Annotated in this window: 26 protein-coding genes and 3 tRNA genes; 17 read left to right on the top strand and 12 right to left on the bottom strand. The window is 66.8% G+C overall.

Annotated features, from left to right (window positions below; genetic code table 11):
- Nucleotides 1-142, bottom strand: a 142-nt coding sequence (locus QZ847_RS12620) for a glyceraldehyde 3-phosphate dehydrogenase NAD-binding domain-containing protein (protein ID WP_294356983.1), incomplete at its 3' end; no start/stop codon positions are given.
- 160 nt (nt 143-302) lie between these two features.
- Between QZ847_RS12620 and QZ847_RS12615 the strand changes: the two genes are divergently transcribed.
- From QZ847_RS12615 to QZ847_RS12600, 4 genes are all read left to right on the top strand, one after another.
- Nucleotides 303-479 (top strand): hypothetical protein, encoded by a 177-nt coding sequence (locus tag QZ847_RS12615; RefSeq protein ID WP_019516637.1) that lies wholly within the window; start codon nt 303-305, stop codon nt 477-479.
- On the top strand, nt 479-784 hold the full coding sequence (locus tag QZ847_RS12610; protein WP_294356978.1) for a cell division protein ZapA: 306 nt from the start codon (nt 479-481) through the stop codon (nt 782-784). Before QZ847_RS12615 ends, QZ847_RS12610 begins: the two co-directional genes overlap by 1 nt.
- A 193-nt stretch (nt 785-977) precedes the next feature.
- Nucleotides 978-1,520, top strand: a complete 543-nt coding sequence (locus tag QZ847_RS12605) for a 5-formyltetrahydrofolate cyclo-ligase (protein WP_294356976.1) — start codon at nt 978-980, stop codon at nt 1,518-1,520.
- Nucleotides 1,517-1,726, top strand: a complete 210-nt coding sequence (locus QZ847_RS12600; protein WP_294189233.1) for a DUF2842 domain-containing protein — start codon at nt 1,517-1,519, stop codon at nt 1,724-1,726. Before QZ847_RS12605 ends, QZ847_RS12600 begins: the two co-directional genes overlap by 4 nt.
- A gap of 44 nt (nt 1,727-1,770) precedes the next feature.
- Here QZ847_RS12600 and QZ847_RS12595 read toward each other — a convergent pair.
- From QZ847_RS12595 to QZ847_RS12575, 5 genes are all read right to left on the bottom strand, one after another.
- Nucleotides 1,771-1,847 (bottom strand) — tRNA-Asp (locus QZ847_RS12595).
- Between the two features lie 95 nt (nt 1,848-1,942).
- Nucleotides 1,943-2,019 (bottom strand) — tRNA-Asp (locus QZ847_RS12590).
- 46 nt (nt 2,020-2,065) lie between these two features.
- The gene (locus QZ847_RS12585) at nt 2,066-3,307 is read right to left on the bottom strand and encodes an AI-2E family transporter (RefSeq protein WP_294356975.1); all 1,242 of its coding nucleotides are present in this window, start codon (nt 3,305-3,307) and stop codon (nt 2,066-2,068) included.
- 60 nt (nt 3,308-3,367) lie between these two features.
- Nucleotides 3,368-4,105, bottom strand: coding sequence for a Crp/Fnr family transcriptional regulator (locus QZ847_RS12580; protein ID WP_294356973.1), 738 nt, complete (start codon nt 4,103-4,105; stop codon nt 3,368-3,370).
- Nucleotides 4,106-4,137: 32 nt separating this feature from the next.
- Nucleotides 4,138-5,865: an AMP-binding protein gene (locus QZ847_RS12575; protein WP_294356982.1), complete on the bottom strand. Its 1,728-nt coding sequence runs from the start codon at nt 5,863-5,865 to the stop codon at nt 4,138-4,140.
- Nucleotides 5,866-6,014: 149 nt separating this feature from the next.
- On the opposite strand from QZ847_RS12575, the gene QZ847_RS12570 reads away from it, so the two are divergent.
- The 6 genes from QZ847_RS12570 to QZ847_RS12545 all read left to right on the top strand — a co-directional run bounded on the left by QZ847_RS12570 (nt 6,015) and on the right by QZ847_RS12545 (nt 14,094).
- Complete coding sequence (locus tag QZ847_RS12570) at nt 6,015-7,238, top strand: serine hydrolase (protein ID WP_294356970.1); 1,224 nt, start codon at nt 6,015-6,017, stop codon at nt 7,236-7,238.
- A 57-nt stretch (nt 7,239-7,295) separates the two neighbouring features.
- The gene (locus QZ847_RS12565) at nt 7,296-9,320 is read left to right on the top strand and encodes a 3-hydroxyacyl-CoA dehydrogenase NAD-binding domain-containing protein (RefSeq protein ID WP_294356968.1); all 2,025 of its coding nucleotides are present in this window, start codon (nt 7,296-7,298) and stop codon (nt 9,318-9,320) included.
- A 46-nt stretch (nt 9,321-9,366) separates the two neighbouring features.
- The gene (locus QZ847_RS12560) at nt 9,367-10,692 is read left to right on the top strand and encodes an amidase family protein (protein ID WP_294356966.1); all 1,326 of its coding nucleotides are present in this window, start codon (nt 9,367-9,369) and stop codon (nt 10,690-10,692) included.
- Nucleotides 10,689-11,873 carry an acyl-CoA dehydrogenase family protein gene (locus tag QZ847_RS12555; protein ID WP_294356964.1) on the top strand — a complete coding sequence of 395 codons (1,185 nt, stop codon included), beginning with the start codon at nt 10,689-10,691 and terminating at the stop codon, nt 11,871-11,873. Before QZ847_RS12560 ends, QZ847_RS12555 begins: the two co-directional genes overlap by 4 nt.
- 121 nt (nt 11,874-11,994) lie before the next feature.
- Nucleotides 11,995-13,122, top strand: coding sequence for an acyl-CoA dehydrogenase family protein (locus QZ847_RS12550; RefSeq protein ID WP_294356961.1), 1,128 nt, complete (start codon nt 11,995-11,997; stop codon nt 13,120-13,122).
- Nucleotides 13,123-13,191: 69 nt separating this feature from the next.
- The gene (locus tag QZ847_RS12545; protein WP_294356959.1) at nt 13,192-14,094 is read left to right on the top strand and encodes an acyl-CoA thioesterase II; all 903 of its coding nucleotides are present in this window, start codon (nt 13,192-13,194) and stop codon (nt 14,092-14,094) included.
- Between the two features lie 3 nt (nt 14,095-14,097).
- Here QZ847_RS12545 and QZ847_RS12540 read toward each other — a convergent pair whose 3' ends face one another.
- Genes QZ847_RS12540 through folE form a run of 3 tightly spaced genes read right to left on the bottom strand, consistent with a single transcriptional unit; the run spans nt 14,098 to nt 15,795 of the window.
- Complete coding sequence (locus QZ847_RS12540) at nt 14,098-14,451, bottom strand: dihydroneopterin aldolase (protein ID WP_294356958.1); 354 nt, start codon at nt 14,449-14,451, stop codon at nt 14,098-14,100.
- Nucleotides 14,444-15,172, bottom strand: a complete 729-nt coding sequence (locus QZ847_RS12535; RefSeq protein ID WP_294356956.1) for an SDR family oxidoreductase — start codon at nt 15,170-15,172, stop codon at nt 14,444-14,446. Before QZ847_RS12535 ends, QZ847_RS12540 begins: the two co-directional genes overlap by 8 nt.
- Entirely contained in the window at nt 15,169-15,795 is a 627-nt protein-coding gene (gene folE / locus QZ847_RS12530; protein WP_294189122.1) for a GTP cyclohydrolase I FolE, read from the bottom strand. The genes QZ847_RS12535 and folE overlap by 4 nt, the downstream gene beginning before the upstream one ends.
- A gap of 207 nt (nt 15,796-16,002) precedes the next feature.
- Between folE and QZ847_RS12525 the strand changes: the two genes are divergently transcribed.
- The 4 genes from QZ847_RS12525 (at nt 16,003) to QZ847_RS12510 (ending at nt 20,152) form a co-directional block, all read left to right on the top strand.
- Nucleotides 16,003-19,029 carry a TonB-dependent receptor gene (locus QZ847_RS12525; RefSeq protein WP_294356954.1) on the top strand — a complete coding sequence of 1,009 codons (3,027 nt, stop codon included), beginning with the start codon at nt 16,003-16,005 and terminating at the stop codon, nt 19,027-19,029.
- A 104-nt stretch (nt 19,030-19,133) separates the two neighbouring features.
- Nucleotides 19,134-19,340, top strand: a complete 207-nt coding sequence (locus QZ847_RS12520) for a DUF2945 domain-containing protein (RefSeq protein ID WP_294189003.1) — start codon at nt 19,134-19,136, stop codon at nt 19,338-19,340.
- 146 nt (nt 19,341-19,486) lie between these two features.
- Nucleotides 19,487-19,563 (top strand) — tRNA-Arg (locus QZ847_RS12515).
- 118 nt (nt 19,564-19,681) lie between these two features.
- Complete coding sequence (locus tag QZ847_RS12510) at nt 19,682-20,152, top strand: hypothetical protein (RefSeq protein ID WP_294356952.1); 471 nt, start codon at nt 19,682-19,684, stop codon at nt 20,150-20,152.
- A gap of 97 nt (nt 20,153-20,249) precedes the next feature.
- Here QZ847_RS12510 and QZ847_RS12505 read toward each other — a convergent pair whose 3' ends face one another.
- From QZ847_RS12505 to QZ847_RS12495, 3 genes are all read right to left on the bottom strand, one after another.
- Nucleotides 20,250-21,641, bottom strand: coding sequence for a Coenzyme F420 hydrogenase/dehydrogenase, beta subunit C-terminal domain (locus QZ847_RS12505; RefSeq protein WP_294356950.1), 1,392 nt, complete (start codon nt 21,639-21,641; stop codon nt 20,250-20,252).
- Nucleotides 21,625-22,695, bottom strand: a complete 1,071-nt coding sequence (locus tag QZ847_RS12500) for a polysaccharide pyruvyl transferase family protein (protein ID WP_294356948.1) — start codon at nt 22,693-22,695, stop codon at nt 21,625-21,627. Before QZ847_RS12500 ends, QZ847_RS12505 begins: the two co-directional genes overlap by 17 nt.
- Nucleotides 22,696-22,776: 81 nt before the next feature.
- Nucleotides 22,777-23,442: a nitroreductase gene (locus QZ847_RS12495; RefSeq protein ID WP_294356980.1), complete on the bottom strand. Its 666-nt coding sequence runs from the start codon at nt 23,440-23,442 to the stop codon at nt 22,777-22,779.
- A gap of 79 nt (nt 23,443-23,521) precedes the next feature.
- On the opposite strand from QZ847_RS12495, the gene QZ847_RS12490 reads away from it, so the two are divergent.
- From QZ847_RS12490 to QZ847_RS12480, 3 genes are all read left to right on the top strand, one after another.
- A complete protein-coding gene (locus QZ847_RS12490; protein ID WP_294356947.1) occupies nt 23,522-24,706 on the top strand; it encodes an acetyl-CoA C-acetyltransferase in 1,185 nt (394 codons plus the stop codon).
- Nucleotides 24,707-24,723: 17 nt separating this feature from the next.
- Nucleotides 24,724-25,506, top strand: a complete 783-nt coding sequence (locus QZ847_RS12485) for an SDR family NAD(P)-dependent oxidoreductase (RefSeq protein ID WP_294356945.1) — start codon at nt 24,724-24,726, stop codon at nt 25,504-25,506.
- A 260-nt stretch (nt 25,507-25,766) separates the two neighbouring features.
- Nucleotides 25,767-26,029: thioesterase family protein (locus QZ847_RS12480; protein WP_294356943.1), on the top strand; the 263-nt coding region annotated here is incomplete at its 3' end.

Genomic DNA, 26,029 nt, shown 5'->3' with positions numbered 1-26,029 from the left:
CGCGGCTGAACAGCCAGGCGTTCGACTTCGCATCGGCGAGATCGTTGATCGTGACGAGTTCGAGCTCGCTGTTCCGCTCCAGCAACGCGCGCGCCACCAGGCGACCGATCCGCCCGAACCCGTTGATTGCTACCTTCGTCATCGCTCAATCCCTCACCCGGTTGTTCGCAATTGCAGCGGCCTTTGCCGGGCAAGCGGGGCATGCGTCAACCGCATCGGCCGTATTCCGGTCGGCGCGCCGCACGCCGAGACGAAAACCAGCGTCTTGCCCGTGCGACGACGCCTGCCTATCGCTTGGCGTCATGGATCATCCGGCACTCGCGCGCATCGAACAGGCGATCGAACGAATCGAAGCGGCGATCGCGCGCCGCCGCGTCGCGGCCGAGGCCGTGGCCGAACGGCACGCCGCGCTGAAATCGCGCATGGCGGAGGCGGTCGCCGCGCTCGACGCGGTCATGGCGCGCGAGGGAGCCGAATAATGGCGATGGTCACGCTCAAGATCGGCGATCTCACCTACGAGGTCGCGTGCCGCGACGGCGGCGAGGCGCGGCTGATGCAGGCGGGTGCGCTGATCGACGAGCGCTGGGCCGCGGCCAAGCGCGCGGCGGGCAGCGGTGGCGTGCAGCGCACCTTCCTGCTCACCGCGCTGATGCTCGCCGACGCGCTGATCGAGGCGCGCGAGGCACCCCCGCCCGAAACTCCGGCGGACGTCGCGCTCGGTCGCATCGCCGAACGGCTCGAAACCCTGGCCTCGGCCCTTGAGGACGAGGCTGCGAAGCCCTAAGTCACTTAGCGGCGGGTTCTGCCCGGTACGAGCCAGACTTATCCCTGAGGCTATTCATCATCCAAAGGGGGTTGTCCCTGCCCGGATCCTGGTCCGACGTACACGATCCCCACCTGACGTACCGTGCGTCAGTGGATATACCGGCAAACGACCATGGCGGTCCCGCCACCCGCCCTGCCCTTCGGCGCCCAGCATGACCGACAAGAAACAGCTTCGCGCCGAGATGCGCTGCGCGCGCGACGCCTTCGTCGCCGCCGCACCGCGCGCACTCGCCGTACCAGCGCCGCTCGTTGCCATGCTCCGCACCGGCATGGTCGTTGCCGCCTATGTGCCGATCGGCAGCGAAGCCGACCCGGCCTCGCTCGTCGCCGCAGCGCGTACCGCGGGGTGTCGCATCACCTTGCCTCACGTCGTCAATCGCCAGACCGCGCTCACCTTCCTGCCGTGGGATGAGGACGCAGCGCTCGTCGACGGACCGTTCCGCCTTCGCCAGCCCGCGTCAGGTGCCGCTCCGATCGCGCCCGACCTCGTACTGACCCCGCTGGTCGCGTTTGACCGCGCGCTCAACCGCATCGGACAGGGCGCAGGCCACTACGACCGCGCCTTCGCCCAATACCCACACGCCAAGCGCATTGGCGTGGCGTGGAGCGTTCAGGAGGTCGCCCGCATCGATGCCGACCCGTGGGACGCGCCCCTCGATGCCATCGTCACCGAACAGGAATGGATCACGCGATGACCCCCGACTGGCGCAAACCCGTGGGCATGCTCGCGATCCTCGCGCTGATCGCGATCTGGTCGATCGTCATCATGTCGCTGTCGGGCGTGGTCGGGCAGTGGCACTGGACGCTCCAGTTCGCCTTCTACCTCGTCGCCGGGATCATCTGGATCACCCCGCTCAAGCCGCTGCTGCGCTGGATGGAGACGGGCCGCTGGCGCGCGTAGCGTCGGCCTGACCAAGTCCCATGCTGTTGTGAAAACGCCGGCAATGGCGCGAGTGACGGGGCTCGAACCCGCGACCTCCGGCGTGACAGGCCGGCGCTCTAACCAACTGAGCTACACCCGCTTGCAAAGCGTGAAGGCGCGCCAACTAGGCTGGCACTTCCTCCAAGTCAACACGCTCCTCTCCGGCCATTCCTGCTCCGGCGAATAACCGGGGAATGGCGCGAGTGACGGGGCTCGAACCCGCGACCTCCGGCGTGACAGGCCGGCGCTCTAACCAACTGAGCTACACCCGCTTGTAGAAGCGTGAGGCGCGGCTGCTAGGCGGCGCCCGCCCCCCTGTCAACCGGAACGCGTATCGCCTTCGTAACTTTTCGACTCCCGGTCGCGCCCACGCACCAGCGTGCCGTGCTCGAACAGGAAACCGGTGATGTCGGGACGACCCGCGGCACCGATCACGGTCTGCACAATGATCAGGATCGGCACCGCCAGCAGCGCCCCCGCCGTGCCCCAGACCCAGCTCCAGAAGCTGATCGAGATCAGGATCAGCACCGGGTTGATCGTCAACCGGTGCCCGACAATGAGCGGCGTCACGACGTTCGCCTCGATCAGATGGGTGCCGTACATGATCGCGGGCGCAGTCAGCGCGGTCCAGATGTCGTTGAACGTCATCAACCCACCCACGGCAAGCAGCAGCGCGGCGATCACCGGTCCGAAATACGGGATGTAGTTCAGCAGCACGACGATACCGCCCCACATCAGCGGAAACGGCATGCCGATCAGGTACAGCGCGGTCGCGATGATCGCGCCGAGCGCGATGTTGATCGCGGTGATCGTGCCCAAGTACGACGACACGTCGTCGACCACGTCCTGCAACACCCGCGCGGTTGCCATCGCCCCGCCGAAGCTCGACCGCTCGGTGATCATCCGCTGCCGCAGCCGTGTCCAGCCGCTCAGGAAGAAGTATGCGACGAGAATGGCGTAGAACACCTGCACGATGAACGCCGGCGCGCTGGTGGCGGCGAGCTCGACGATCGAGCTCGGCGGCGACACCGCGGCGCTGGGCGACGGGCGCACCGGCGACGACGCGACCTGGCGAAGCGTGCGGTTCACGTAATGCTCGAGGTTGGAATAGATATCGAGCAACGGCTGCAGGTTAGACTGGATGCGCCCGATCCGCGACGGCAGCAGGCGGAAGAAGTCGGTCGCGGGCACGACGATCGCGGCGATGGCGATATTGGCCGCTACCAGGAACAGGATGACACACAGCAGCGCCGCGATCGGCGACGGCAAACGCCGCCGCTCGAGCCATTGCAGCAGCGGGATCAGCGCGAGCGAAACCACCAGCGCCACCGTCGTGGGCAGAAAGAACTCGGAACCCGATTTCAGCGCGAACGGCAATCCGACCATCAGCCCGACGCCGGCCGTCAGTGTCAGTGACGCGAGCAGGCGGTCGCGGCGCTGCGCGATGCGCGCGTCCTCGCCCGGTGCGGAAGGCAGTCCGAACACGCCCGCGGGCGCGGGATCGGCCGTGCCGGTAGAGGTAGCAGCCGGGACGACGGCGGGGTCGGGAAGGTCAGCCATGTTCCCCACGCGTACCGCCATTTATCGCCCGCGAATATCCCCGATGCGGCTCGCGCGCGCTCAATCGTCGGTGTCACCCCAGGGGCCATTGTCCAGGTACAGGTAATCGGCATCGAACTCGCCAATTCGGGCGAGCTGTCGCGGCTCCGCGATCCTCGCCTCGCCGCGTCCGATGTCGGCCACCCTTTCCTCGCGCAGGCGGCGCAGCGTGCGGTTGACGTGGACGCTGGTCAGCCCGCACGCCTCGCCGATGTCCTGCTGCGTCAGCGGTAGTGCGAAGACGCCATCCTTGACGCGGCCGATCGCCTCCATCCGGGCATGCACCTCACACACGAAATGCGCGATCCGCCCCGCGGCATCGAGCCGTCCAAGCCGAAAGATCCACTCGCGGTGCATCGCCGCGTCGAGCAGCGTCGAGCGCCACAGCATCTTTGCGAGGCGCGGCGCGTCGCGCATAATCGCGTCGATCCGGTCGTGCGGCACCATCGCGACGCGCGACTCGACGATTGTCGCGACATCGTGGTCGAGCCGGTGGAGCGTGTAGCCGTGCATGTCCACGAAATCGCCCGGCACGTGATAAGCGAGCAACTGGCGAAAGCCGTCGCGCGCGTCGAGGTAGCGGCACATTGCCCCCTCGATCAGCAGCGTGCTCTCGCGCACGCGGTCGCCGCGACGCGTGATCGCGGTGCGTGCCGGGAATGTCTCGACGCGATCGATCGCGCTTTCCAGCACCGCGATCTCGTCTTGGCTCAGCAAACCCCGCCCGCGCTCGCGCAGGAAATCGTCGGTGACCCCCAAGATTATTTTCCTTACGATCCGTTCGCCGTTCCTTACGCGGCGGCGCGATCCTCGAACAAGCCCTTCAGGTCGCGCTTCAGGATCTTGCCGTTGGCGTTCCGGGGCAGCGTTTCGGGTACGAAGCGGATCGCGACCGGCACCTTGAACGCCGCCAGCCGCGCGCGCACCCACGCCTGCAACTCCGCCTCGGTCGCGCTCGCGCCCGGCGCGAGGTGAACCACCGCTGCGGGCTCCTCGCCCAGAATACGGTGCGGCAGCCCGATCAGCGCGCAGTCGGTGACCGCCGGATGGTCGTACAGAACGTTCTCGATCTCGGTCGAATAGATATTCTCGCCACCGCGAATGATCATGTCCTTGGCGCGGTCGAGAATAAAACAGAACCCCTCCTCGTCCAGGCGCGCCAGGTCACCGGTGCGGACCCAGCCGTCGACGAAGGTCGCCGCGGTCGCCTCCGGCCTGTTCCAATATCCCTTCACGATCATCGGCCCGCGCGCCCACAGTTCGCCTACCGCGCCGATGGGCAGCTCGGTTGTGCCGTCCGCGTCCATGATCTTCAGGTCGGCGACCGCGACGGGCGGTCCGCAGCTCTCGGGCCGGTGGATGTAATCCTCCGCGCCGTGAGTGGTCACGGTCGCGGTCGTCTCGGTCATGCCCCAGCCGTTGGTCGGGATCGCACGCAGGTCGCCCGCGATCTTGCGCACCAGCTCTGGCGCGGAGGGCGCGCCGCCGTAGCCGACCGCCTCCAGGCTGGAGAGATCGTATTTGTGCCGGTCGGGGTGCTCCAGCAACTGCCACGCGATCGTTGGCACGCCGCCGGTCGAATTGACCTTCTCGTGCTCGATGATCTCGAACGCGCGCAGCGCCTCGAACTTGCGCATGTAGATGCTGGTGTGCCCCGCCGCCATTGCGCCCATCAGCCCGGCCGACAGCGCAGTCGCGTGGAACAGCGGAATGACGGTCAATCCGACGCGCGGCAGCGGCGCGGGGATCGGGTCGCCGCGTCGCAGCAGCATCCGCGCACCGGCGTAGCCAGTCGACATGATGTTGGTCATGAAATTGCGATGCGTGCCGAGCGCACCCTTGGGCTTGCCGGTAGTCCCGCTGGTGTAGAGGATCGTCGCGTCATCCTCCGGGACCAACCCTGCGCTGGGCAGCGCGCGATCGGGTAGCGCGTGCCAGTCGTTCGGGATGCCGATCGCATCCTCCAGCCGCGTGGCGGGCGGCGACAGCGGCGCGGTCGCGCGGCTGACCAGCACCTGCGCCAGATCGGGCAGCTCGGACAGGTGTGGTGCGATCCGGTCCCAGCGCTCGGCATCGCACACCAGCAGCGTCGCGCCCGAGTCGTTCAACCCGTAGGCCAGTTCGTCCCCGGTCCACCACGCGTTCAGCGGGACCGCAATCGCACCGATCACGGTCGCCGCGAAGAAGGCGACGGGCCATTCGGGCAGGTTGCGCATCGCCAGCGCGACGCGGTCACCCTTCTTCACACCATGAGCGCGGTACACGTCGGCCAGCGCCGCGATCGCGCGGAACTGCGCCTCGTAGCTGACGCGCTCATCCTCGTAGATCGTCGCCAGCCGCTCGCCATGCGTGCGCGACAGCGCCACCAGCGCACCCATATGCGGCGGCGCATTCTTCCACACGCGAGTCGGCACGCCGCATATGTCGATCGTCTCCATCTCGAAACGGGCACCCGGCGCGCATAGCGCGCGCTCCACCGCATCCAGCGTCATTGCCGGCCACTTGCCCGCATCTGCCATCGCCTGTGTCGCCACGCGTCGTCTCCGCTGCTCGGGGCCACCCGAATCTTGAACATCGGGTTCGCTTGGGAATGAGGTTAGAGTTGATTTGCCCCACGCTCAAGGCGTAGGAAGCAATCATTCTTCGAAGCAGGGGTACGGACGCGGACATGACAAACGCCAGACCCGCCGATCACGGGTTCGACGCCGGACGCCTCGCCGCGATCGATAGCTTCGTGAAGGCGCGCTACCTCGACACCGGCCTGCTGCCGCACGCGCAGTTGCTCGTCGCGCGCGAGGGTGAGGTGGTGCATCTGTCGTCGCAGGGCCCGGCACGCGAAGGCGAGGATGCGGCGATCACCGAGGCCTCGCTGTTCCGCATCGCCTCGATGACCAAGCCGGTCACCTCGGTTGCGTTCATGATGCTGGTGGAGGAAGGCCGCGTCGCGCTCGACACGCCGGTCCACCACGTGCTGCCGGAGTTGAAGAACATCGGCGTCTACGCGGGCGGCGGCGCGGGCGTGCCGTTCGCGACGCGCGCCACCGACGAGCCGATGCGGATGGTCGACCTGCTGCGCCACACCGCGGGCTTCACCTACGGCTTCCAGAACCGCTCAAACATCGACGCCGCGCACCGCGAGTTGAAGCTGGAGAGCTGGCACGGTGACCACGATCTCGACGGCTTCGTCGCCGAACTGGGCAAGCTGCCGCTCGAATTCTCGCCCGGCACGCAGTGGAACTATTCGGTCGCGACCGACGTGCTCGGCGCGGTGGTGCAGCGCGTGTCGGGCATGCCGCTCGACCAGTTCTTCGCCGAGCGGATCTTCCAGCCGCTCGGCATGCACGACACCTTCTTCGCGGTGCCCGAGGAGAAGATCGACCGGCTGACCGACTGCTACACCTTCGTGCCCGGGAAAGGTCGCCAGCTCTACGATCGCGGGCAGGCGAGCGCGTGGAGCCGGATGCCGCGGTTGGTGTCGGGCGGCGGCGGGCTCGTCTCGACCGCGCTCGACTATCACCGTTTCTGCACCATGTGCCTGAACGGCGGCGTGCTGGACGGCACCCGCATCCTCGGGCGCAAGACGATCGAGCTCATGGCGATCAACCACTTGCCCGGCAAGGCCGACCTGTCGGTCATGTCGAAGTCGCTGTTCAGCGAGACGCAGAACGCAGGGACCGGGTTCGGACTCGGCTTCGCGGTGACGATCGATGTCGCACGCTCGATGATGCCGGGCAGCGTCGGCGAATATTACTGGGGCGGCATGTTCTCGACCGCCTTCTTCATCGATCCGGTCGAGCGCATCAACATGGTCTTCATGACGCAGCTGAGCCCGTCGAGCCTGTATCCGATCCGGCGCGAGTTGAAGACAATGATCTACGCCGCGCTGACCTGATCCCCTTTTCGCCGCGTTGTCGCGGCTTCTCCCAATCCTCTCGGAGTATCGCCTCACATGACCTCGTCCGTGCAGAACCCCGTCCGTACCGAACGCCACGGCGACGTGCTCGTCATCATTTCCGATTCGCCGCCGGTCAACGCGCTCGGCGCCGCAGTGCGCAACGGGCTTGAGGCCGGGGTCAAGGAAGGCGTCGCCGACGGCTCGATCACCGCAATGGTGCTGCGCTGCGACGGCCGCACCTTCTTCGCGGGCGCTGACATCACCGAATTCGGCAAGCCGATGCAGGGGATCGGGCTGCACGAGGTGATCGACATGATCGATGCCAGCAGCAAGCCGATCGTCGCCGCGATTCACGGCACTGCGCTGGGCGGCGGGTGCGAGGTCGCACTCGCGTGCCAGTACCGCGTCGCGGTGCCCTCGGCCAAGGTCGGCCTGCCCGAGGTCAAGCTCGGTCTACTCCCCGGTGCCGGCGGCACGCAGCGGCTGCCCCGCGTCGTCGGCGTCAAGGCGGCGCTGGAGATGATCGCGCTGGGTGATCCCGTCTCGTCGAAGAAAGCCGCGGAGATCGGGCTTGTCGACAAGGTGGTCGGCGAGGACAGTCTGGAAGCCGACGCGATCGCCTTCGCGCGCGAGATCGCGACCAGGCGCCCGATCCCGCGCGTGCGCGACCGCGAAGTCGCACCCGACCCGGAAGCCGTTGAGGCGTTCAGACAAGCCAACGGTCGCAAGATGCGCGGCTTCGACGCGCCTGCCGCCTGCGTCGCCTGCGTGGTGGCCGCGACCGAGAAGCCGTTCGACGAAGGGCTCCAGTTCGAGCGCGAGCAGTTCATGAAGCTGATGACGGGCACACAGTCCGCCGCGCAGCGCCACATCTTCTTCGCCGAGCGCCAGGCCGCGAAGATCGACGGTATCGCCTCCGACATTGCGCTCCGCCCGATCAACCGCGTCGGCGTGATCGGCGCCGGCACGATGGGCGGCGGGATCAGCATGAACTTCCTGTCGGCGGGAATCGCGGTGACGATCGTCGAGATGCAGCAGGAGGCGCTCGACCGCGGCACCGGCGTCATGCGCAAGAATTACGAGGCCTCCGCGGCCAAGGGCCGGATCAAGCCCGACGCACCCGAGCAGGCGATGGGGCTGCTCAAGCCCACGCTCAACCTCGAAGACCTCGCCGACTGCGATCTCATCATCGAGGCGGTGTACGAGAATATGGAGGTCAAGAAGGAGATCTTCGGCAAGCTCGACAAGATTGCCAAGCCCGGCGCGATCCTGGCGTCGAACACCAGCTACCTCGACATCGACGAGATCGCCGCCTCGACCAGCCGACCTCAGGACGTGCTCGGCATGCACTTCTTCTCGCCCGCCAACGTCATGAAGCTGCTCGAGATCGTGCGCGGGGCGAAGACCGCGGACGATGTGCTCGCGACCGCGATGGCGCTGGCCAAGAAGATCAGAAAGGTCGCGGTGGTCGCGGGCGTCACGCACGGCTTCATCGGCAACCGCATGCTGATGCCGCGCCAGGTCGAGGCGAACAAGCTGCTGATGGAGGGCGCGACGCCGGAGCAGATCGACCGCGTCCACACCGAGTTCGGCATGCCGATGGGGCCGTTCCAGATGAGCGACCTCGCCGGCGTCGACATCGGCTGGCACCGCGATCCCAACCGGATCGAGAGCATTCGCGACGCGCTCGCCGCCGAAGGACGCTGGGGGCAGAAGAAACAGGCCGGCTATTACGACTACGACGAGAAGCGTAACCCGACCCCCTCCCCGCGCGTCGCCGAGATCATCGAGGATTTCCGCAGCCGCTCGAACATGCCCAAGCGCGAGATCACCGATCAGGAGATCGTCGAGCGCACGCTCTACCCGATGGTGAACGAAGGCGCGCTGATCCTTGAGGAAGGCAAGGCGCAGCGCGCGTCGGACGTCGATGTGGTGTGGATCTACGGCTACGGCTGGCCCGTCTATCGCGGCGGCCCGATGTTCTGGGCGCAGAGCGAAGGCTATGACAAGGTTGTTGCGGGGCTGGAGAAGCACGGCTTCAAGGTCGCGTATACGCTCAAGGCCGGTACGATCAAGTGAGGGTGGCGGCGCTCCATGCCCCCTCTCCCTATCGGGCAGAGGGCTAGTGGCTCACGAACTCTCCGCCCTCGCCACCGCCGCTGCGGTTCGCGCAGGCGAGACCAGCGCACTCGCCGAGACCGACGCCGCGATCGCGCGGATCGAGGCGCGTGACGGTGCGCTGAACGCCGTCGTCGTGCGCGACTTCGACCGCGCGCGCGCTGCCGCCTCGGCGCTCGACCGGCGGATCGCGGAGGGCTTCGACGCGCCGCTGCTCGGCGTGCCGATGACCATCAAGGAGAGCTTCGACGTCGCCGGCCTGCCGACCACGTTCGGCTTCGAGGAACACCGTGACTTCATGCCGCAAGCCGACGCGGTAGCGGTGAAGCGGTTGAAGGCGGCGGGCGCGATCCTGCTGGGCAAGACCAACGTGCCGCCCGCGCTCTCCGACCTGCAATCGAACAATCCGGTCTACGGTCGCACGCTGAACGCCGTGAACCCGAACCGCAGCGCCGGCGGATCGTCGGGCGGCTCGGCGGTCGCACTCGCCAGCGGGATGGTGCCGCTCGAGTTCGGCTCCGACATCGGCGGCTCGATCCGCGTGCCTGCGGCCTTCAACGGCGTGTGGGGGCACAAGCCGACCTGGGGCGTGCTGCCGACCGACGGCCACTTTCACCCCGGCACCGATAGCGCGCGCATTGTGCTGTCGGTGATAGGCCCGCTCGCGCGCGATCCCGACGACCTCGATGCCGCGCTCGACGTGGTGGCGGATCACCCGCTCAAGCCTTCGTCGCTGCGAAGCGCTGGCAACCTGCGCGTGTTGCTGCTCACCACCCACTCGCTCGCAACCGCGCAGGACGCGATCGTCGCCAGCCTTGAGGCACTCGGCGCCGCGCTGGAGCAGGCCGGTGCGCGCGTCGATCGCGCGAGCGACCTGCTGCCTGACCTAGCGCGGCAGCACGACGCCTACTGGAACATGCTCAACATCGCGATGTCCAGGCGTGGTCCGCCCGACAGCCGCCCGCCCGTGTCGGTCGATACCTGGCTGCACCTCCACGACGAGCAGGCGCGGCTGCAACGCCAGTGGCGGCGACTGTTCGAGAAGTACGACGCGGTGATCGCGCCGACGCTCGGCACCACCGCCTTCCCGCACGACGACACGCCGCTCGCGCAGCGCCGCCTCGACGTGGACGGCGTCGACACGCAATTCTTCCACCAGTTCGCCTGGGCCGGGCTCGCCACGCTGCCGATGCTGCCCGCGACCAGCATGCCCATCGGGCACGATGCCGACGGCCTGCCGATCGGCGCGCAGGTGATTGCAGACCTTTACGCTGATCATCACGCCATCGCGGTCGCGCGCGTCGCGCACGACCTCGTCAGGAGCCGCACATGACCGACCTCGACACCTTCCGCACAGAGACACGCGCCTGGCTGGAGGAGAACTGCCCGCCCGAGATGCGCGAGCCGATCCGCTCGGACAAGGACACCGCCTGGGGCGGCCGCGACCAGAGCGACATGACCCCGGCGCAAAAGACGTGGATGGACCGCATGGGCGCGCGCGGCTGGACCGTGCCCGACTGGCCCAAGGAGTATGGCGGCGGCGGTCTGTCGGCGGCGGAGACCAAGGTGCTGCGCGAGGAAATGGCCCGCATCCGCGCGCGCAATCCGCTCTACTCGTTCGGCATCTCGATGCTCGGGCCGGCGCTGCTCAAATACGGCACCGAGGAGCAGAAGAAGCGCTTCCTGCCCGAGATCGCGCGCGGCGAGATCCGCTGGTGCCAGGGCTATTCCGAGCCCAATGCCGGCTCCGACCTCGCCAGCCTCGCGACCAGCGCCGAGGACAAGGGCGACCATTTTCTCGTCAACGGGCAAAAGGTGTGGACCAGCTACGCCGACAAGGCCGACTGGATCTTCTGCCTGGTGCGGACTGACAAGACAACCAAGCAGGGCGGCATCAGCTTCGTGCTGTTCGACATGCGCACCCCCGGCGTCTCGACCAAGCCGATCCTGCTGATCAGCGGCTATTCGCCCTTCTGCGAGACGTTCTTCGACAATGTCGAGGTGCCGAAGGAGAACCTCGTCGGCGAACTCAACCGCGGCTGGGACGTCGCCAAATATCTGCTGGGCCATGAGCGCGAGATGATCTCGGGCATGGGGCTCGGCGCGGGCGGCAAGAATCCGCTGATCGAGGGCGCGCTGGCGACGATCGGGCTCGACCATGACGGGCGGCTCGCCGACCCGCTGCTGCGCGCGCAGATCGCCATGTTCGAGGTACGCGCCCGCGCCTTCACCGCGCAGAGCGAGCGCTTCATCGACGAACTGAAAGCAGGCCGCGCGCATCCCGCGCAGCCGAGCATGATGAAGTACTATGGCACCGAGCTGAACAAGAGCCGCCACGAACTTATGATGGCAGCGGGCGGCTCCGACGAACTCGAGTGGGAGAGCGAGGCGAGCCGCGGCGGACACCACGCCCGTGCGTGGCTGCGCACCAAGGCGAACTCGATCGAGGGCGGGACCAGCGAAATCCAGCTCAACATCATCGCCAAGCGCATCCTGGAACTGCCGGGCGCGTGATCTAAAGCCCTCTCCCCTGCGGGGTGAGGGGCTGCCCTATTCAAGCACAACAAATCAGGGTCGGTGCGTGGGGCAACCCCCTCACCCCGACCCTCTCCCGGAGGGGAGAGGGAGTTAGATAATGCCGCTTTTCCTAAACGACGAACAGACGATGCTGCGCGACACCGCTAAGGATTTCGTCGCCGAACACGCCCCCGTCAGCCACATGCGCGCGCTCCGCGACGCCGATGACCAGACGGGGTTCAGCCGCGACCTGTGGAAGCAATTCGCCGACATGGGCTTCACCGGCATGCTGATCGGCGAGGATCAGGGCGGCCTTGGCCTCGGGCACGTCGAGGCGGGCGTGGTGCTCGAAGAGATCGGGCGCAACCTGTCGCCCTCGCCGTTCCTGTCGACCGCGGTGGCGGCAGTGGAAGCCCTTAAGGGCAGTGCGCAGGCCGAGCGCTGGTTCCCCGGCATCATTGCCGGCGACACGGTCGTCGGCCTCGCGATCGACGAGGCCGCGAAGCACCGCCGCACCATCGACATGAAGGCCGAGCGTTCGGGCAACGGGTTCAAGCTGACCGGCGCCAAGCAGTTCGTGACGCACGGCCACGTCGCCGACCTGCTGATCGTCGCCGCCCGCACCGCCGGCTCGGCGGAGGACGATGACGGCGTGACGCTGTTCGCGGTACCCCGCGACGCCGCAAACCTGTCCGCGCGCGCAGAGCGGCTGACCGACGCCAGCCTCGCCGCGCGCATCGGGTTCGACGGAGTCGAGGTCGACGCCGACGCGGTGATCGGCGAGGTCGATGCCGGGCGCGACCCGCTCGGCCGGCTGCTGCGCGCGGGCCGCACCGGCGCCGCGGCGGAGATGCTCGGTGTCGGCGGCGGCGCGATGGACATGACGCTCGGCTACCTGAAGGAGCGCAAGCAGTTCGGCACCGTCATCGGCAGCTACCAGGCGCTCCAGCACCGCGCCGCGCACCTGTACGCGGAAATGGAAGTCGCGCGCGCCGCGGTGCTGAAGGCGCAGCAGCTGCTCGATCTGGGCGACGACCGCGCCGACGCGGCAGTATCAGTCGCCAAGGCAATGACCGGCATCGCGACCACCTTGGCGGTGCAGGAAGGCGTGCAGATGCACGGCGGCATCGGCATGACCGACGAGTACGACATCGGCTTCTACATGAAGCGCGGGCGTGTGCTGGCCGAGATGTTCGGTGACGCCAACTTCCACGCCGACCAGCTCGCGCGCGCCTCAGGCTACTGACGCGCACACGAAACGGCTTGCCCGTGCGGGCTGGGTGCGCTTGTTGGGTCGGATTATCTGAGTGAGACGATGACCGAACAAGCGCCCCCCTCCCCGATCGATCTCGCCGCCGACCTCGTCGACCTGCTGGATGTCGAGGAGATCGACACCGACCTGTACCGCGGGCGTCGCTCGCGCGGCGGCGTCGGCCGCGTGTTCGGCGGACAGGTGATCGCACAGGCATTGCAGGCGGCGCAGCGCTCGACCGACGCGCCCAAGATCGCGCACTCGCTCCACGCTTACTTCATGCGTGCGGGCGACGAGCAGCACCCGATCATCTACCGTGTCGTGCGCGATTTCGAGGGGCGCAGCTTCGCCACCCGCCGCGTCATCGCGATGCAGCGCGGGCAGCCGATCCTCAACATGGCCGCCTCGTTCCAGGTGCCGGAGGAAGGCTATCACCACCAGGCGCAGATGCCCGACGTGCCCGCGCCCGAGACGCTGGAGAGCGAGGCGACGATCCGCGCGCGCGAGAGCGTCCACGTCGACGAACGCTTCCGCGCCAATTTGACGCGCCCGCGCCCGATCGAGATTCGTCCGGTCTACCCGCGCAAGTGGTTCAAGCCGCAGCCGACCGACCCGGTGCAGCACAGCTGGTTTCGCGTCCGCGCGCGCATCGGCGACGATGCCGCTGTTCACCGCGCGGTGCTCGCCTATGCCAGCGACATGGCGCTGCTCGGCACCTCGATGCTGCCGCACGGCATCAACTGGACCTCGCCCGGCGTGCAGAGCGCGAGCCTCGATCACGCACTCTGGCTGCACGAACCGTTTCGTGCCGACGAATGGCTGCTCTACGCCACCGACAGCACCTGGGCAGGTCACGCCCGCGGGTTCAACCGCGGGCAGATCTTCACGCAGGACGGCCGACTGGTGGCGAGCGTCGCGCAGGAAGCGTTGATCCGCATGCGCGAGCCGAAGCCCAAGCCCGCCTGACACTCAATCGCGCCCGCGGACGATCTCGCACCCGACGGTCGCGTCGGGGTAGATGTCGAGCTTGGTCGAGCGCACCCGCACCTCGCGCACGCGCTCGTCCGTCAGGCACAGCGCCGCGACCGCCTCGACCAGCGTCTCCTGCAACGCGAAGCCCGACCCCGCGGCGAGCGCGTGCACCCCGTCGCGGACGAAGTCGTAGTCGAGCACTTCCTCGATCCGGTCCGCACTCGGCGCCTGCGCGTAACGAACCCGCAGGTGCACAGACAGCCGCACGCGCTGCGGCGTCGCCTCGTGCGGGTGGATGCCCAGCCGCATCGCCACGTCCAAGTCGTCGAGGATCACGGTATAATCAGGCATCGCGGCCCTCGAACATCACGTCGCGGTCGCGCGCCAGAAAGCGTTGGCCCGCGTCGACGAACAAGGTCTGCCCGGTCGTGCTCTTCGCGCCCAGCAGGAAAAGCACGGCTTCCGCAACACGGTTCGCGCCGACCGGATGCTGCAACAGATTGCGGCTGGCGACCTGCTCGAACTCGGCGTCGCTCTGGTCGCCGCTCGGCAACGTCAGGCCGGGCGCGACCGCATTGACGCGCACGCGCGGCGCGAACGCCTGTGCCAGCATCGTCGTCGCGCCTTCCAGCGCGTATTTGCTCAACGTGTAGGAGAAGAAATCCGGGTTCGGATTGGCAAGCTTCTGATCGAGCAGATTGACCACCGCGCCCTCGCGTCCCTGCGCCGCCAATGCCGCCGCCAGTGTCGCGGGCGCCAGACAGTTGATCGCGTACAAGCGCGCGGCGAGCACCGGATCGATCGCGTCCGCCGCATCATACTCGAACAACGAAGCGCTGTTCACCAGCCCGTCGATTGGCCCCGCCGCCGCAGCGTGCGCGAACAGGTCGGGCAGCGCCGCGGTGTCGGCCAGATCACCGCCGATCGCGCTGCCGCCGAGCTCGGACGCCAGCGCCTCCGCCTCCTCACACGACGTGCCGTAGTGGATCACGACCTCATGCCCGGCACCCGCAACCGCGCGCGCGATCGTGGCGCCGAGCCGCTTCGCACCGCCAGTGACGAGGACTCTCAACCCAGCCCCATCAGCGCCAGCACTTCCTTCCGGCTGCGCTCATCGTCGCGGAATACGCCCATCATCCGGCTCGTCACCATTGCGACGCCGGGCGTGCGCACCCCGCGCGCGGTCATGCAGGCGTGGCTCGCCTCGATTACCACGGCGACGCCTTGGGGACGCAACCCGTTCCAGATACAGTCGGCGACCTCCGCGGTCAGCCGCTCCTGCACCTGCAATCGCCGCGCGAAACCGTGCAGCACGCGCGCCAGCTTGGAGATGCCGACGACGTGATCCTTGGGCAGATAGGCGATATGCGCGCGCCCGATGATCGGCGCCATATGGTGCTCACAGTGCGACTGGAACGGTATGTCCTTCAGCAGCACGATCTCGTCGTAGCCGCCGACCTCCTCGAACACGCGCGACAGATGGACACCCGGGTCCTCACCGTAGCCGCTGCAATATTCCTTCCACGCACGCGCGACGCGCTTCGGCGTGTCGATCAGCCCCTCGCGCGTGGGATCGTCGCCCGCCCATTCGATCAGCGTGCGGATCGCCGCCGCCACATGGTCGGGGACCGGCAGCTTGCCGTCCGCTACCACCAGGTCGCCGTCCTCGGGCTCGCCACTCTCGATCGTCGTCATTTCGGTCAAACGTCCTTCCGCCGCGCTTCGTAGCAGAATGCGCGCGACATTCGACAACTGTCTCTTTTCGGCCACGTTCACGGCCTGCGTAACATCCAGCAATAATTTCGTTTGACGACGCTCATTTTTCGGCGTCTGCTCCATACCGGTTCATCGAAATACCGCAACATCGCCGTAGAGCGGGGGCGGTTCCCAGGAGGGGATGCCATGAAGAAGTTCGACCTGCTCGCCGCGTCGGCGCTCGCGCTCGTGACCTCAGTACCCGCGCACGCGCAGACGGGTGCCACCACCTCGTCGCAGAATACCGCACCCACGAACGGACCGGGACAGGAGGCACCTTCCTCTACCCCGACCGACACGCAGCCTAGTGCTCAGACGAACGCCAGCAATCAGGGCTACGGTCCCGACATCGTCGTCACCGCGCAGCGCCAGTCGCAACGGTTGCAGGACGTGCCGATCGCGGTCACCGCCTTCACCGCCGACAATCTCGAAAAGCAGCAGATCGTCAATCCGGTCGCGCTGCAGCAATCGCTACCCAACATCACCTTCACCAAAACGAATTTCACCTCGTCCAGCTTCACGATCCGCGGCGTCGGCGACCTGTGCACCGGCACGACCTGCGACAGCGCGACCGCGATCCACGTCAACGACATGCCGCTGCTCGCCACGCGCCTGTTCGAGAGCGAGTTCTTCGACCTCGAACGCGTCGAGGTACTGCGCGGTCCGCAGGGGACGCTGTTCGGGCGTAACGCGACCTCGGGCGTGGTCAATTTCATCACCGCCAAGCCCGATCTGTCGGGCATCCACGCCGCGGGCGAGTTCGAGTACGGCAATTACGATTCGAAACGCGTCCGTGCGATGTTCAACCTGCCGTTCACCGATACGCTCGGCATCCGCGTCGCCGGCACCTACCTCAATCGCAACGGTTACACGTACAACGAATATACCGGCAACCGCATCGACGGACGCGACCTCTACTCGGTGCGCGGCACGTTGTCGTGGGAGCCGAACCCCGACACCCGCGTCGACCTGATCGCTTATTACTTTCACGAGAATGACGACCGCAGCCGTATCCAGAAACAGCTGTGTAACCGCGACTCGACTGGCATCCTCGGCTGCTCGCCCGATCGGCTGGCAAACGGCATCACCAACGGTAATTCGTCGCTCGCGTCGATCTTCACCAGCCGCGAATTCCTGACCGTGTCGGGCGCCGGCGCGCTGGCACCCTTCGCGCTCGGCAGTGTGTACCAGACGCCCGACGCCTTCTCCGGGGCGACCAACCCGACCGATGTCCGCCGCGTCAACATCGACGCCGAGCCGACCTATTTCGCCGAGGAACAGCAATACACCGCCAAGATCTTCCATGACTTCGGCAAGGTCAGCTTCAACTTCACCGGCGGATACATGGAGAACAAGGTCGATTCGACGACCGACTACACGCTGGCGGTCGAGAACAGCTATGCCAACAATGCCGGGCTCAACCTGCTCAACCTGATCGGTCGCCCTGGTGCGCCAGGCGCAGTGCTGAACGGCGTGCGTCAGACGCTGATCCCCAACGGCACCGCTACCTTGTGTCAATCGGTGCCCGACGCCAACAACTCGGGCGTCTACGGCGGCGCGAGCGTGTGCGCGCCGACCGCGCTCGATGTCGACCGCTCCTACAACAAGGCACGGCAATACAGTGCCGAGGCGCACATCGACAGCAAGTTCGACGGCATGTTCAACTTCCTGCTCGGCGGCATCTATTTCGACAGCAAGCAGAGCAACGATTATTACGTCAGCGCCTTCGGGCTCGATTATGCCTCCGGCCTGATCGGTGCGGGCAGGTCGGGCGGCACCTCCTTCGCGGCGACGCCTTATTACCGCAACAGCACGCCGCTGTTTCGCCTGAAGAGCTACGGCATCTTCGGCGAAACCTATTTCGAGTTCAACGACCGCGCCAAGCTGACGCTCGGTTTGCGCTACAACCATGACGACAAGTTCGTCCGCGCCCGTACCTCGCTGCTGGTCGACAACGCCGTGCCGGGCCTGCCCGTGCTGGTTCCCATCGGCACGACCAGCGCCTTTCCAAGGATGGACGGCGGCCAGTACGACTACGACGCCACACGCGCCGGGGTGCAGCCCTATGCGGAGGACAGCGTCAGCTTCTCGCGCGTCACCGGCCGCGCGGTCTTCGATTACAAGATCACGCCCGACAATCTGCTCTACGCATCCTACTCGCGCGGCTACAAATCGGGCGGCATCAACCCGCCGCTGTCGCCCGTGTTCTCGGTCCCGACCGCCTTCGCGCCGGAAAGCGTCGACGCCTATGAGATCGGATCGAAGAACACCTTTGGCGGCGGCGCCTTCCGCCTCAACCTGACCGGCTTCTACTACAAGTACAAGAACCTGCAGCTTTCGCGCATCGTCGCGCGCACCTCGGTAAACGACAACGTCAACGCCGACATCTACGGCGTCGAGGCCGAGGCGGTGGTCAGCCCGATCCCGCGCTTCGTCGTCAACATGAACGCCAGCTACCTGAAGACCAAGGTCGCCGACGACCGCTTCCTCGCCAACCCGCGCGATCCGTCCGGCGGGCGCTCCGACGCAGTCATCATCAAGGACATCACCACCGCCGCAAACTGCGCCGTGGTGCCGACGACCGCGGGCAATGCGGCCGGCGCAAACGCCTTCGTCAACACGATCAATCGCGGTATCGGCGCGTCGTTCGGCAACGCCAACCTGCTGCAGGGCACCGTCGCGGTTCCCGGCACCAACACCACCGGCGCGTTCAGCATCTGCTCCGCGCTTGCAGCACAGGCGACGTCGGCGGTTGGCGCGGCGTTCGGCGGCATCCAGGTGCTCGGCTCAGGCGTCGAGACGAACATTCGCGGTAATCAGCTGCCCAATGCACCAACCTACAAATGGTCGGTCGGCGCGCAATATACGATCGATTTCGCCGACAGCGGCTTCACGCTCGTGCCGCGCGTCGACCTCAACTACACCGGCAATGCCTGGGGCACGGTCTTCAACAAGAACCCGATCGACCGTCTGCCCGGCTACGAGGTCGTCAACGCCCAGATACAGCTGAACGCGCCCGACGACCGCTTCTACGTCCGCGGCTTCGTCTCCAACCTGACGAAGAACAATGCGACTACCGGCCTCTACGTCACCGACCAGTCGTCGGGCCTGTACACCAACATCTTCACGATCGAGCCCCGCCGCTACGGTGTCGCCGCCGGGTTCAAGTTCTGACTCGCACGCGCGCGGCTCGTCCCGACATGGGATCGGCCGCGCGCGCAACCTTTGCTGCCGCCGCTGATTGATCGCGCATTGATCCACGTCAAAGGAGAAGGCGCATGACGAAGGAGCTGCACAAGGGCGACGAGGTAAAGTGGAAGTCGCACGGTGGCGAGGCGCACGGCACGGTCGAGAAGAAGCAGACCAGCGACACAAAGATCAAGGGTCACCAGGTCAAGGCGTCGAAGGATGACCCGCAATATATCGTGAAGACCGACAGCGGCGCAAAGGCCGCGCACAAGCCCGACGCGCTGAAGAAAGCCTGATCGAGGCGGGGAAGTGGGAGGTGGCCGATTGTGCCGCCCCCCTGCCCTCGCGCACGATACGACATACGCAAGATCGCTGAACGGCAACGTTGGCGCGTCCACGTCAGTTGATTAACAGCCAGCCGCGCGATACGCAGTGCGAGAGCGCCCCCGTAGCTCAGCCGGATAGAGCGACGGTTTCCTAAACCGCAGGCCGTGAGTTCGAATCTCGCCGGGGGCACCACCCGTTCGCACTGCATCAGGCACACGCTAGAGTCCGAGCGCTCCTCGCCTCCGCTGTAAGTATTCACGGGTAGAACTTACTCCATAGTGGACGTACCCCGGAGATGGGAGTGCGGCCAATGACAAAGACGATGACAGCAGTTCTCGTCCCCTGTCGTATCCACGTCGATACGCGCTGGCACGACGCCTGCATTCATGAGATCGGTCCCAACAATGTTGCTATCTCAACGACGGCCTCGCTTCGCCGTGGAGATTACGTGCAGGCACGCCGCGGTACGTTGACGATCACCGGCCACGTATCGTGGATACGGAAGGGCCGCATCGGCATCGCAACGCAGGACTCGGTCAGCGTTGGCGCGATGCTCGATGAGCCACGGCAGAAGACTAAAAGGGCGTCATCCGACGAGCGGCGCACAATCGCTCGTGCTTCGCCCGCCATTCGGGCGGAGCGGAGCCGTCAGATCGGCTCGGCGATGCAGTTCGCCGCACTCACGCTGGCGACCGGTGGCGGCGCGTACCTGCTTGTCACGCAGCTGTACGTTGCGCTGAGCATTCCCTTCGCACGCATCTCCGCAGTGCTCGGCAGCTGAGCTCCCGTCCCTGTATCCGACTCGCAACACTATTCCGCGACCGAGCGGCTGCATTGCCGCGCCAAGTGGCCGCGTACGGATGCTCCAAGCCGAAACGCTAGCCGCGCTTCTCCACCCGGTCGAACCACGCACCCAGCTTCCCCTGCGACCAGGCAAGCGCCTGATAGAAGCCGAGCGCCGCCTTCGCCGGCCGCAGATAGATTGCGTGCCATCCCGTCCGTCGCCCCAGCCAGAACAAGCGGTGGCTCCACCACGCGATCACTGCGCGCGTGCGATAGACCAGCCGCCGCCGCGGGCTCAACGTGCCCGCGCCCGGCGCGACGCGCTTGATCGGCCGCACCCCGCGCCGCCACCACGTCAACCGGTAAGCGAGCCCCTCGCGACGGTGCCGGAACCCCGCCGCCTGCGTGCCGACGATATAGTCCGCGTCGACCTGGGTCAGCGCCAGCCGCCCTTCCGCGACCGCATCCGCGACCATCGCCGCCAGCTCGGGCGAGCGCACCACCGCGACGTTGCTGCCGCGCCCGTCGGAGGAATAGGGTTCGACCCAGGCATCGCCGAACGCGATGTCGGCGGTCTCCGCCACCACGTCGTCGCACATGTTGCAGGCCGAGTTCTGGAAGAATCCCGCCCCCCAGTCACCGTCCGCCAGATGCCACCAATCCTGCGCACGTGCACTTTCGTCGGCGAGCGTCAGATGCGCGCGGTACCAATTCGCCGGGCGTCCTTCGTCCTTGATGCGGTAATCGACGCCGCGCACTTCCTCGATCGGCGTATCCAGCTGCCAGGCGAAGCTCTCCACCAGCCGCGCGCTCTTCATGTGTCCGCAGAACAGTCCCAGCGTATGCGTCACGCGCTCGGCGATTACCGGATCGCTGCGGCGGAGCAGCTGCACCGCCTTGATGAAGCACGGCACGCCGACGATCGCATATCGCCCGGGTGTGGCGCGGATCGTGCGGATGATCTCGGTCAGGTCGATCGGGTAATAGCGCGACTTCGCACCCTCGGCGATCTCGGCGCGGGTGCGTGACAGGCGATAGCGAAAGAAGCGCGGATCCTCCCCGACCGGCTCGGTTGCGACCACGTGCGCGACCGCGTCGACCCGGCCCGTGCGCAGCAGCTCGTTCGCAACCCAGCTGACCATCCCGCCCGAGCTGCCGTCGCTGCGAAACGAGCCTTCCGCGACATGCCCGACCCAGGCGTGCTCGTACCGCCCGATCCGCGCATCGACGTGCGGCGCATCGGGCAGCCGCTCGGCCGCGATCACGTCCTCGTTGACGGAAGAAGGAGAAAAGGGACAAAGCGCAGCGAAGGTCGGCGTCGGCGCGTCATACCAATCAGCCGGACCATCGGGCTTCAGTTGTCCGAACGCGTCCCACGCCATGCCCGCGCGCGTCTCATCTGCCGCGCAGCCACCGCACCCAATGCACAGGCCCGAGCGGACGATCTCGCGCGGCGCTAGCGCGGGTGGCTCAACCAAGCGCTGCATCCAGAAACCCATCCGATTGCACGCGCATGCTTGCGATCGCCTCGCCGACGCGAGGCGCAGGGGGCCTTCCCAGCAGCCGGTCGAACGCCGCCGCGTTGCTTTCGGCGGTCACGACATGCTCGCGCGCGTCGAGCGCGTTGGTCAGGTCGCGCACCTTGTTGAAGCGATACTCGCTCGGCGAGGTGACGAACGGCTTGTCATTGACCAGCGCGAAGACGCAGCCGTGAAAGAAATTGGTGATCACCGCGCTCGCCCCCGCCATCAGCTGCGCGAACTCGTGCGGTCCAGCCTCGATCAGGTGCCGCTCGACCCAGTCGTTGCGATAGCCGAGACTCACCAGCTCGACGCCACTGCGCCGGCTCCACCCGCTCACCTGTTCCTGCAACCAGTCGGGGAAGACATGACCGTAGACGAGCGCGTAGGGCTTGTCGGACGCGGCCGGCGCCGCGCGCGCGATCTCGGGAAATTGCAGGCACGGGTCGAGCACCATTGCCGGCTCTTGCCCCAGAGCCTCGACCACCAGCCGCCGCGCATTCTCGTCGCGCACCGAAATCGAGGTGAAACGCCGCAACCGCTCGGCCCACTCGGACGCGATCCCGTCGGCCGCGTCGTGATTGCCAAAGCTCGCCGCGTAGGAGATCAGCCGCGGTGCGCGCAGCCCCTCGCCGAAGAAGATCGGCTTCCCGCCGTACCAGGGATGGCGAAAATTCCACACCTCGTCGCTGCCGACGACCACCGCGTCATAGCCTTCCAGCGTCTCGGGCTGGTCGAGCCGGAAGCGTTCGCTCTGCGGGAGCGCGTCGAACGCGGCGAGGAACGTGCGCCCCTTCTGCTTGTAGCGCGGCAGGTCGTCGGCTCGCGACCGCTCGGGCAGGCTCGGCTGGAACGCGCAACGCCACTCGGCACGTGCGACTGCGTCGTCGTGGTGGTCGAGCAGCACCGCGTCGTGCCCGCGCGCGCGCAATCCCTCCACCAGGCAGCGCGCCTGCCAGTAGGAACCATAATTGATACAACGATGAAAGGTGAGAACGCCGACGCGCAGGGGAGAAGCCATTGCGCCCCTCATGGCAGCAACCGTGACGCGTTCCAACAGCGACGACTGCTAACCTCGATCAAGTTCGCCCGGCAGCGCCACTCATCCCCGTACCGTCAGCCACTCCTCTTCCGGCGCGCGCGCCGAGCGCGTCAGATTGGCGGGATCGTCCGCATCCTCATACCCGATCGCGACGCCGCAGAAGAGCATCCGCTCCGCCGGCGTTTTCAGGAATGCCTCCACCGTTTGCGGGAACATCGCCCAGCATTCCTGCGGACAGGTGGCGAGCCCCCGCTCGACCGCCAGCAGCATCAGGTTTTGCAGGTACATGCCGAGGTCCGACCATTGCGGCGGTCCCATGCGACGATCGACCGTCACGAAATACGCCGCGGGCGCGCCGAAGAACTGGAAGTTGCGCGCGAACCAGGTCGCCCGCGCGCGCTTGTCCTCGCGCGGGATGCCGAGCCGACCGTACATTTCCTCGCCGATCGCGAAGGTGCGCTGACGATAACGATCGTCCATTTCTTTCGGATAGATGTCGTAACCGGGTACCTCCTTCTCACGCCGCTCGATCTTGCCCGCCATGATCTCCTTCAATCGCCGCATCGTATCGCCGTGAACGATGTCGACGTGCCACGGCTGGATATTGCCGCCGGTCGCGGCGCGCGCGGCCTTGATCGCGACGTCCTTCAACAAAGCGGCATCGACCGCGCGATCCAGGTACCCGCGAACCGAGCGGCGCGCTGCAATCGCCTGTGACACATCCATCCGCTCGTCTCCGCTCTTGCCGCGCGCCGTGATTTGCGCGATCAAGGATAGGATAACAACTGTTATGGAGAGGCGGAAGATGGCCGAAGCTTATATCGTCGACGCGGTGCGCACCGCGGGAGGGCGGCGCGGCGGCAAGCTGGCGGGCATTCACCCGGTCGATCTCGCCGCGCACGTGCTTGACGCGCTGGTGGAGCGTAGCGGGATACCGCCGGAAGCGGTCGACGACGTCGTCATGGGCTGCGTCAGCCAGGGTGGCGAACAGGCGGGACAGGTCGGGCGCAACGCCGTGCTCGCCTCAAAGAAGCTGCCGCAATCGACCCCGGCGGTGACGATCGATCGCCAGTGCGGCTCGTCTCAGCAGGCGATCCAGTTCGCCGCGCAGGCGGTGATGTCGGGCACGCAGGACGTGGTGATCGCGGCCGGCGTGGAAAGCATGACGCGCGTGCCGATGGGCTCGACCTACAAGCTCTTCAGCGACGCCGGCATGGGCAACAACAAGTCGCCCGGGCTCGAGGACAGATACCCCGGCGTCCAGTTCAGCCAGTTCACCGGCGCGGAGATGATCGCGCGCAAATACGGCTTCTCGCGCGAGGACACCGACGCCTACTCGCTCGGCTCGCACCGCAAGGCAGTCGCGGCGGCAGAGGCGGGCCGCTTCGACGACGAGATCGTGCCCGTCGACGTCGAGACGCCCGAGGGCGAGGTCGCGCACAAGGCCGACGAGGGCATCCGCTACGACGCCAGCGCGGAAAGCATGGCGGGCGTCAAGCTGCTGTCCGAGCAAGGCGTGCTGACCGCGGCGTCCGCCAGCCAGATCTGCGACGGCGCCTCGGCGGTACTGATCGCGAGCGCGGAGGCGGTGGAAAAATACGGGCTCAAGCCGCTCGCCCGCATCGTCAACCTGACCGTGACCGCGGGCGATCCCGTGGTGATGCTCGAAGAACCGCTGTTCGCGACCGACAAGGCGCTCCTACGCGCCGGGCTCACCATCGACGACATCGACCTGTACGAGGTCAACGAGGCGTTCGCGCCGGTGCCGATGGCGTGGCTCAAGCACACCGGCGCGAACCCGGACAAACTCAACGTCAACGGCGGCGCGATCGCGCTCGGTCACCCGCTCGGCGCGTCGGGCACCAAGCTGATGGCGACGCTGGTGCACGAACTGAAGCGTCGTGGCGGTCGCTACGGCCTGCAAACGATGTGCGAGGGCGGCGGCGTCGCCAACGTCACGATTATCGAGCGCGTCGACGCGGCAGCATAGGATCAAGAGGGGAAGACATGAAACTCGATAACACCATCTCCGCGGTCATCACCGGCGGCGCGTCGGGCCTGGGCGAGGCGACCGCGCGCGCGCTCGCGGCCAAGGGGGTCAAGGTCGCGCTGTTCGACCTGAATGAGCAAAAAGGCGAGGCGGTCGCGCGCGAGCTCGGCGGCGTGTTCTGCAAGGTCAACGTGACCGACGAGGCATCGGTCGACGCCGGCTTTGAAAAGGCACGCTCGGCGATCGGACAGGAGCGTATCCTCGTCAATTGCGCAGGCACCGGCAACGCGATCAAGACCGCCAGCCGGTCGAAGGAAGACGGCTCGATCAAGCACTTCCCGCTCGACGCGTTCAACGCGATTATCCAGATCAACCTCGTCGGCACGTTCCGCTGCATCGCCAAGTCGGCGGCGGGGATGCTCAGCCTCGATCCGACCGAAGACGGCGACCGCGGCGTCATCATCAACACCGCCAGCGTCGCGGCGGAGGACGGGCAGATCGGCCAGGCGGCCTATTCGGCCTCGAAGGGTGGCGTGGTCGGCATGACGCTGCCGATCGCGCGCGACCTGATGGGCGAGGCGATCCGGGTCAACACGATCCTGCCCGGCATCTTCAACACGCCGCTGCTCGCCGCCGCGCCGCAGAACGTGAAGGACGCATTGTCCGCCTCCGTCCCCTTCCCCAAGCGGCTGGGCAACCCGCCCGAATACGCCAGCCTCGCGCTGACGATGATCGAAAACGGCTATTTCAACGGCGAGGATGTCCGGCTGGATGGGGGAATAAGGATGGCACCGCGGTGAGCCGCAGCGCGGGACCGGCATAGGCATAGCCTAAGCCGCCCACGCGCAAGGCCGGCCGGCGGGTCGGCCCTGCCGAACCCGTCCGACGACGCGGGATTAACTCCCGCGTCGGCCTCCCCGAAGTGATCCCGCCGCGATGACCACTCACCCGCTGCCCACCGACCGCTTCCGGCCCGAGACTGCCTAAGAAGTGAGCCCCGCCTCAAGGTCGAGTTGGCGGACGGGATTAGATCACCCCCCGCCCCTTCCAGAAAGCCGCCATGCCCAGACCCGCCGCCTACCGTCTCGATCTCGCCAGCTACCCCTACTGCGAGACTGTCCCGACGCGCTACCAGGACCTCGACGCGATGGGGCACATCAACAACGTCGCCTTCGCGGCGCTGTTCGAGACCGCGCGGGTGCGCTTCAACTGGCAGCTCGGCCGCTTCAACCGCGACGACGGCTTTCGCGCGGTCGTGGCGATGAACGCGGTCAACTATCTGGCGGAAGGCAGCTTCCCCGCCGATGTCGAGATCGCGACCGG

Source organism: uncultured Sphingomonas sp. (assembly GCF_913778135.1).
Classification (GTDB): Bacteria; Pseudomonadota; Alphaproteobacteria; order Sphingomonadales; family Sphingomonadaceae; genus Sphingomonas.
Note: the sequence above shows the minus strand (reverse complement) of the source record. Positions and strands in the feature narration are given on the sequence as shown.

Bases quoted from the DNA above. Each gene is read 5' to 3' on its own strand.
- QZ847_RS12490 (WP_294356947.1), top strand. From the start codon at position 23,522: ATGGCCGAAGCTTATATCGTCGACGCGGTGCGCACCGCGGGAGGGCGG.
- QZ847_RS12500 (WP_294356948.1), bottom strand. From the start codon at position 22,695: ATGGCTTCTCCCCTGCGCGTCGGCGTTCTCACCTTTCATCGTTGTATC.
- QZ847_RS12575 (WP_294356982.1), bottom strand. From the start codon at position 5,865: ATGGCAGATGCGGGCAAGTGGCCGGCAATGACGCTGGATGCGGTGGAG.
- QZ847_RS12505 (WP_294356950.1), bottom strand. From the start codon at position 21,641: ATGCAGCGCTTGGTTGAGCCACCCGCGCTAGCGCCGCGCGAGATCGTC.
- QZ847_RS12520 (WP_294189003.1), top strand. From the start codon at position 19,134: ATGACGAAGGAGCTGCACAAGGGCGACGAGGTAAAGTGGAAGTCGCAC.
- QZ847_RS12485 (WP_294356945.1), top strand. From the start codon at position 24,724: ATGAAACTCGATAACACCATCTCCGCGGTCATCACCGGCGGCGCGTCG.
- QZ847_RS12545 (WP_294356959.1), top strand. From the start codon at position 13,192: ATGACCGAACAAGCGCCCCCCTCCCCGATCGATCTCGCCGCCGACCTC.
- folE (WP_294189122.1), bottom strand. From the start codon at position 15,795: ATGACGACGATCGAGAGTGGCGAGCCCGAGGACGGCGACCTGGTGGTA.
- QZ847_RS12555 (WP_294356964.1), top strand. From the start codon at position 10,689: ATGACCGACCTCGACACCTTCCGCACAGAGACACGCGCCTGGCTGGAG.
- QZ847_RS12610 (WP_294356978.1), top strand. From the start codon at position 479: ATGGCGATGGTCACGCTCAAGATCGGCGATCTCACCTACGAGGTCGCG.
- QZ847_RS12550 (WP_294356961.1), top strand. From the start codon at position 11,995: ATGCCGCTTTTCCTAAACGACGAACAGACGATGCTGCGCGACACCGCT.
- QZ847_RS12605 (WP_294356976.1), top strand. From the start codon at position 978: ATGACCGACAAGAAACAGCTTCGCGCCGAGATGCGCTGCGCGCGCGAC.
- QZ847_RS12570 (WP_294356970.1), top strand. From the start codon at position 6,015: ATGACAAACGCCAGACCCGCCGATCACGGGTTCGACGCCGGACGCCTC.
- QZ847_RS12585 (WP_294356975.1), bottom strand. From the start codon at position 3,307: ATGGCTGACCTTCCCGACCCCGCCGTCGTCCCGGCTGCTACCTCTACC.
- QZ847_RS12600 (WP_294189233.1), top strand. From the start codon at position 1,517: ATGACCCCCGACTGGCGCAAACCCGTGGGCATGCTCGCGATCCTCGCG.
- QZ847_RS12525 (WP_294356954.1), top strand. From the start codon at position 16,003: ATGAAGAAGTTCGACCTGCTCGCCGCGTCGGCGCTCGCGCTCGTGACC.
- QZ847_RS12565 (WP_294356968.1), top strand. From the start codon at position 7,296: ATGACCTCGTCCGTGCAGAACCCCGTCCGTACCGAACGCCACGGCGAC.
- QZ847_RS12615 (WP_019516637.1), top strand. From the start codon at position 303: ATGGATCATCCGGCACTCGCGCGCATCGAACAGGCGATCGAACGAATC.
- QZ847_RS12495 (WP_294356980.1), bottom strand. From the start codon at position 23,442: ATGGATGTGTCACAGGCGATTGCAGCGCGCCGCTCGGTTCGCGGGTAC.
- QZ847_RS12540 (WP_294356958.1), bottom strand. From the start codon at position 14,451: ATGCCTGATTATACCGTGATCCTCGACGACTTGGACGTGGCGATGCGG.
- QZ847_RS12510 (WP_294356952.1), top strand. From the start codon at position 19,682: ATGACAAAGACGATGACAGCAGTTCTCGTCCCCTGTCGTATCCACGTC.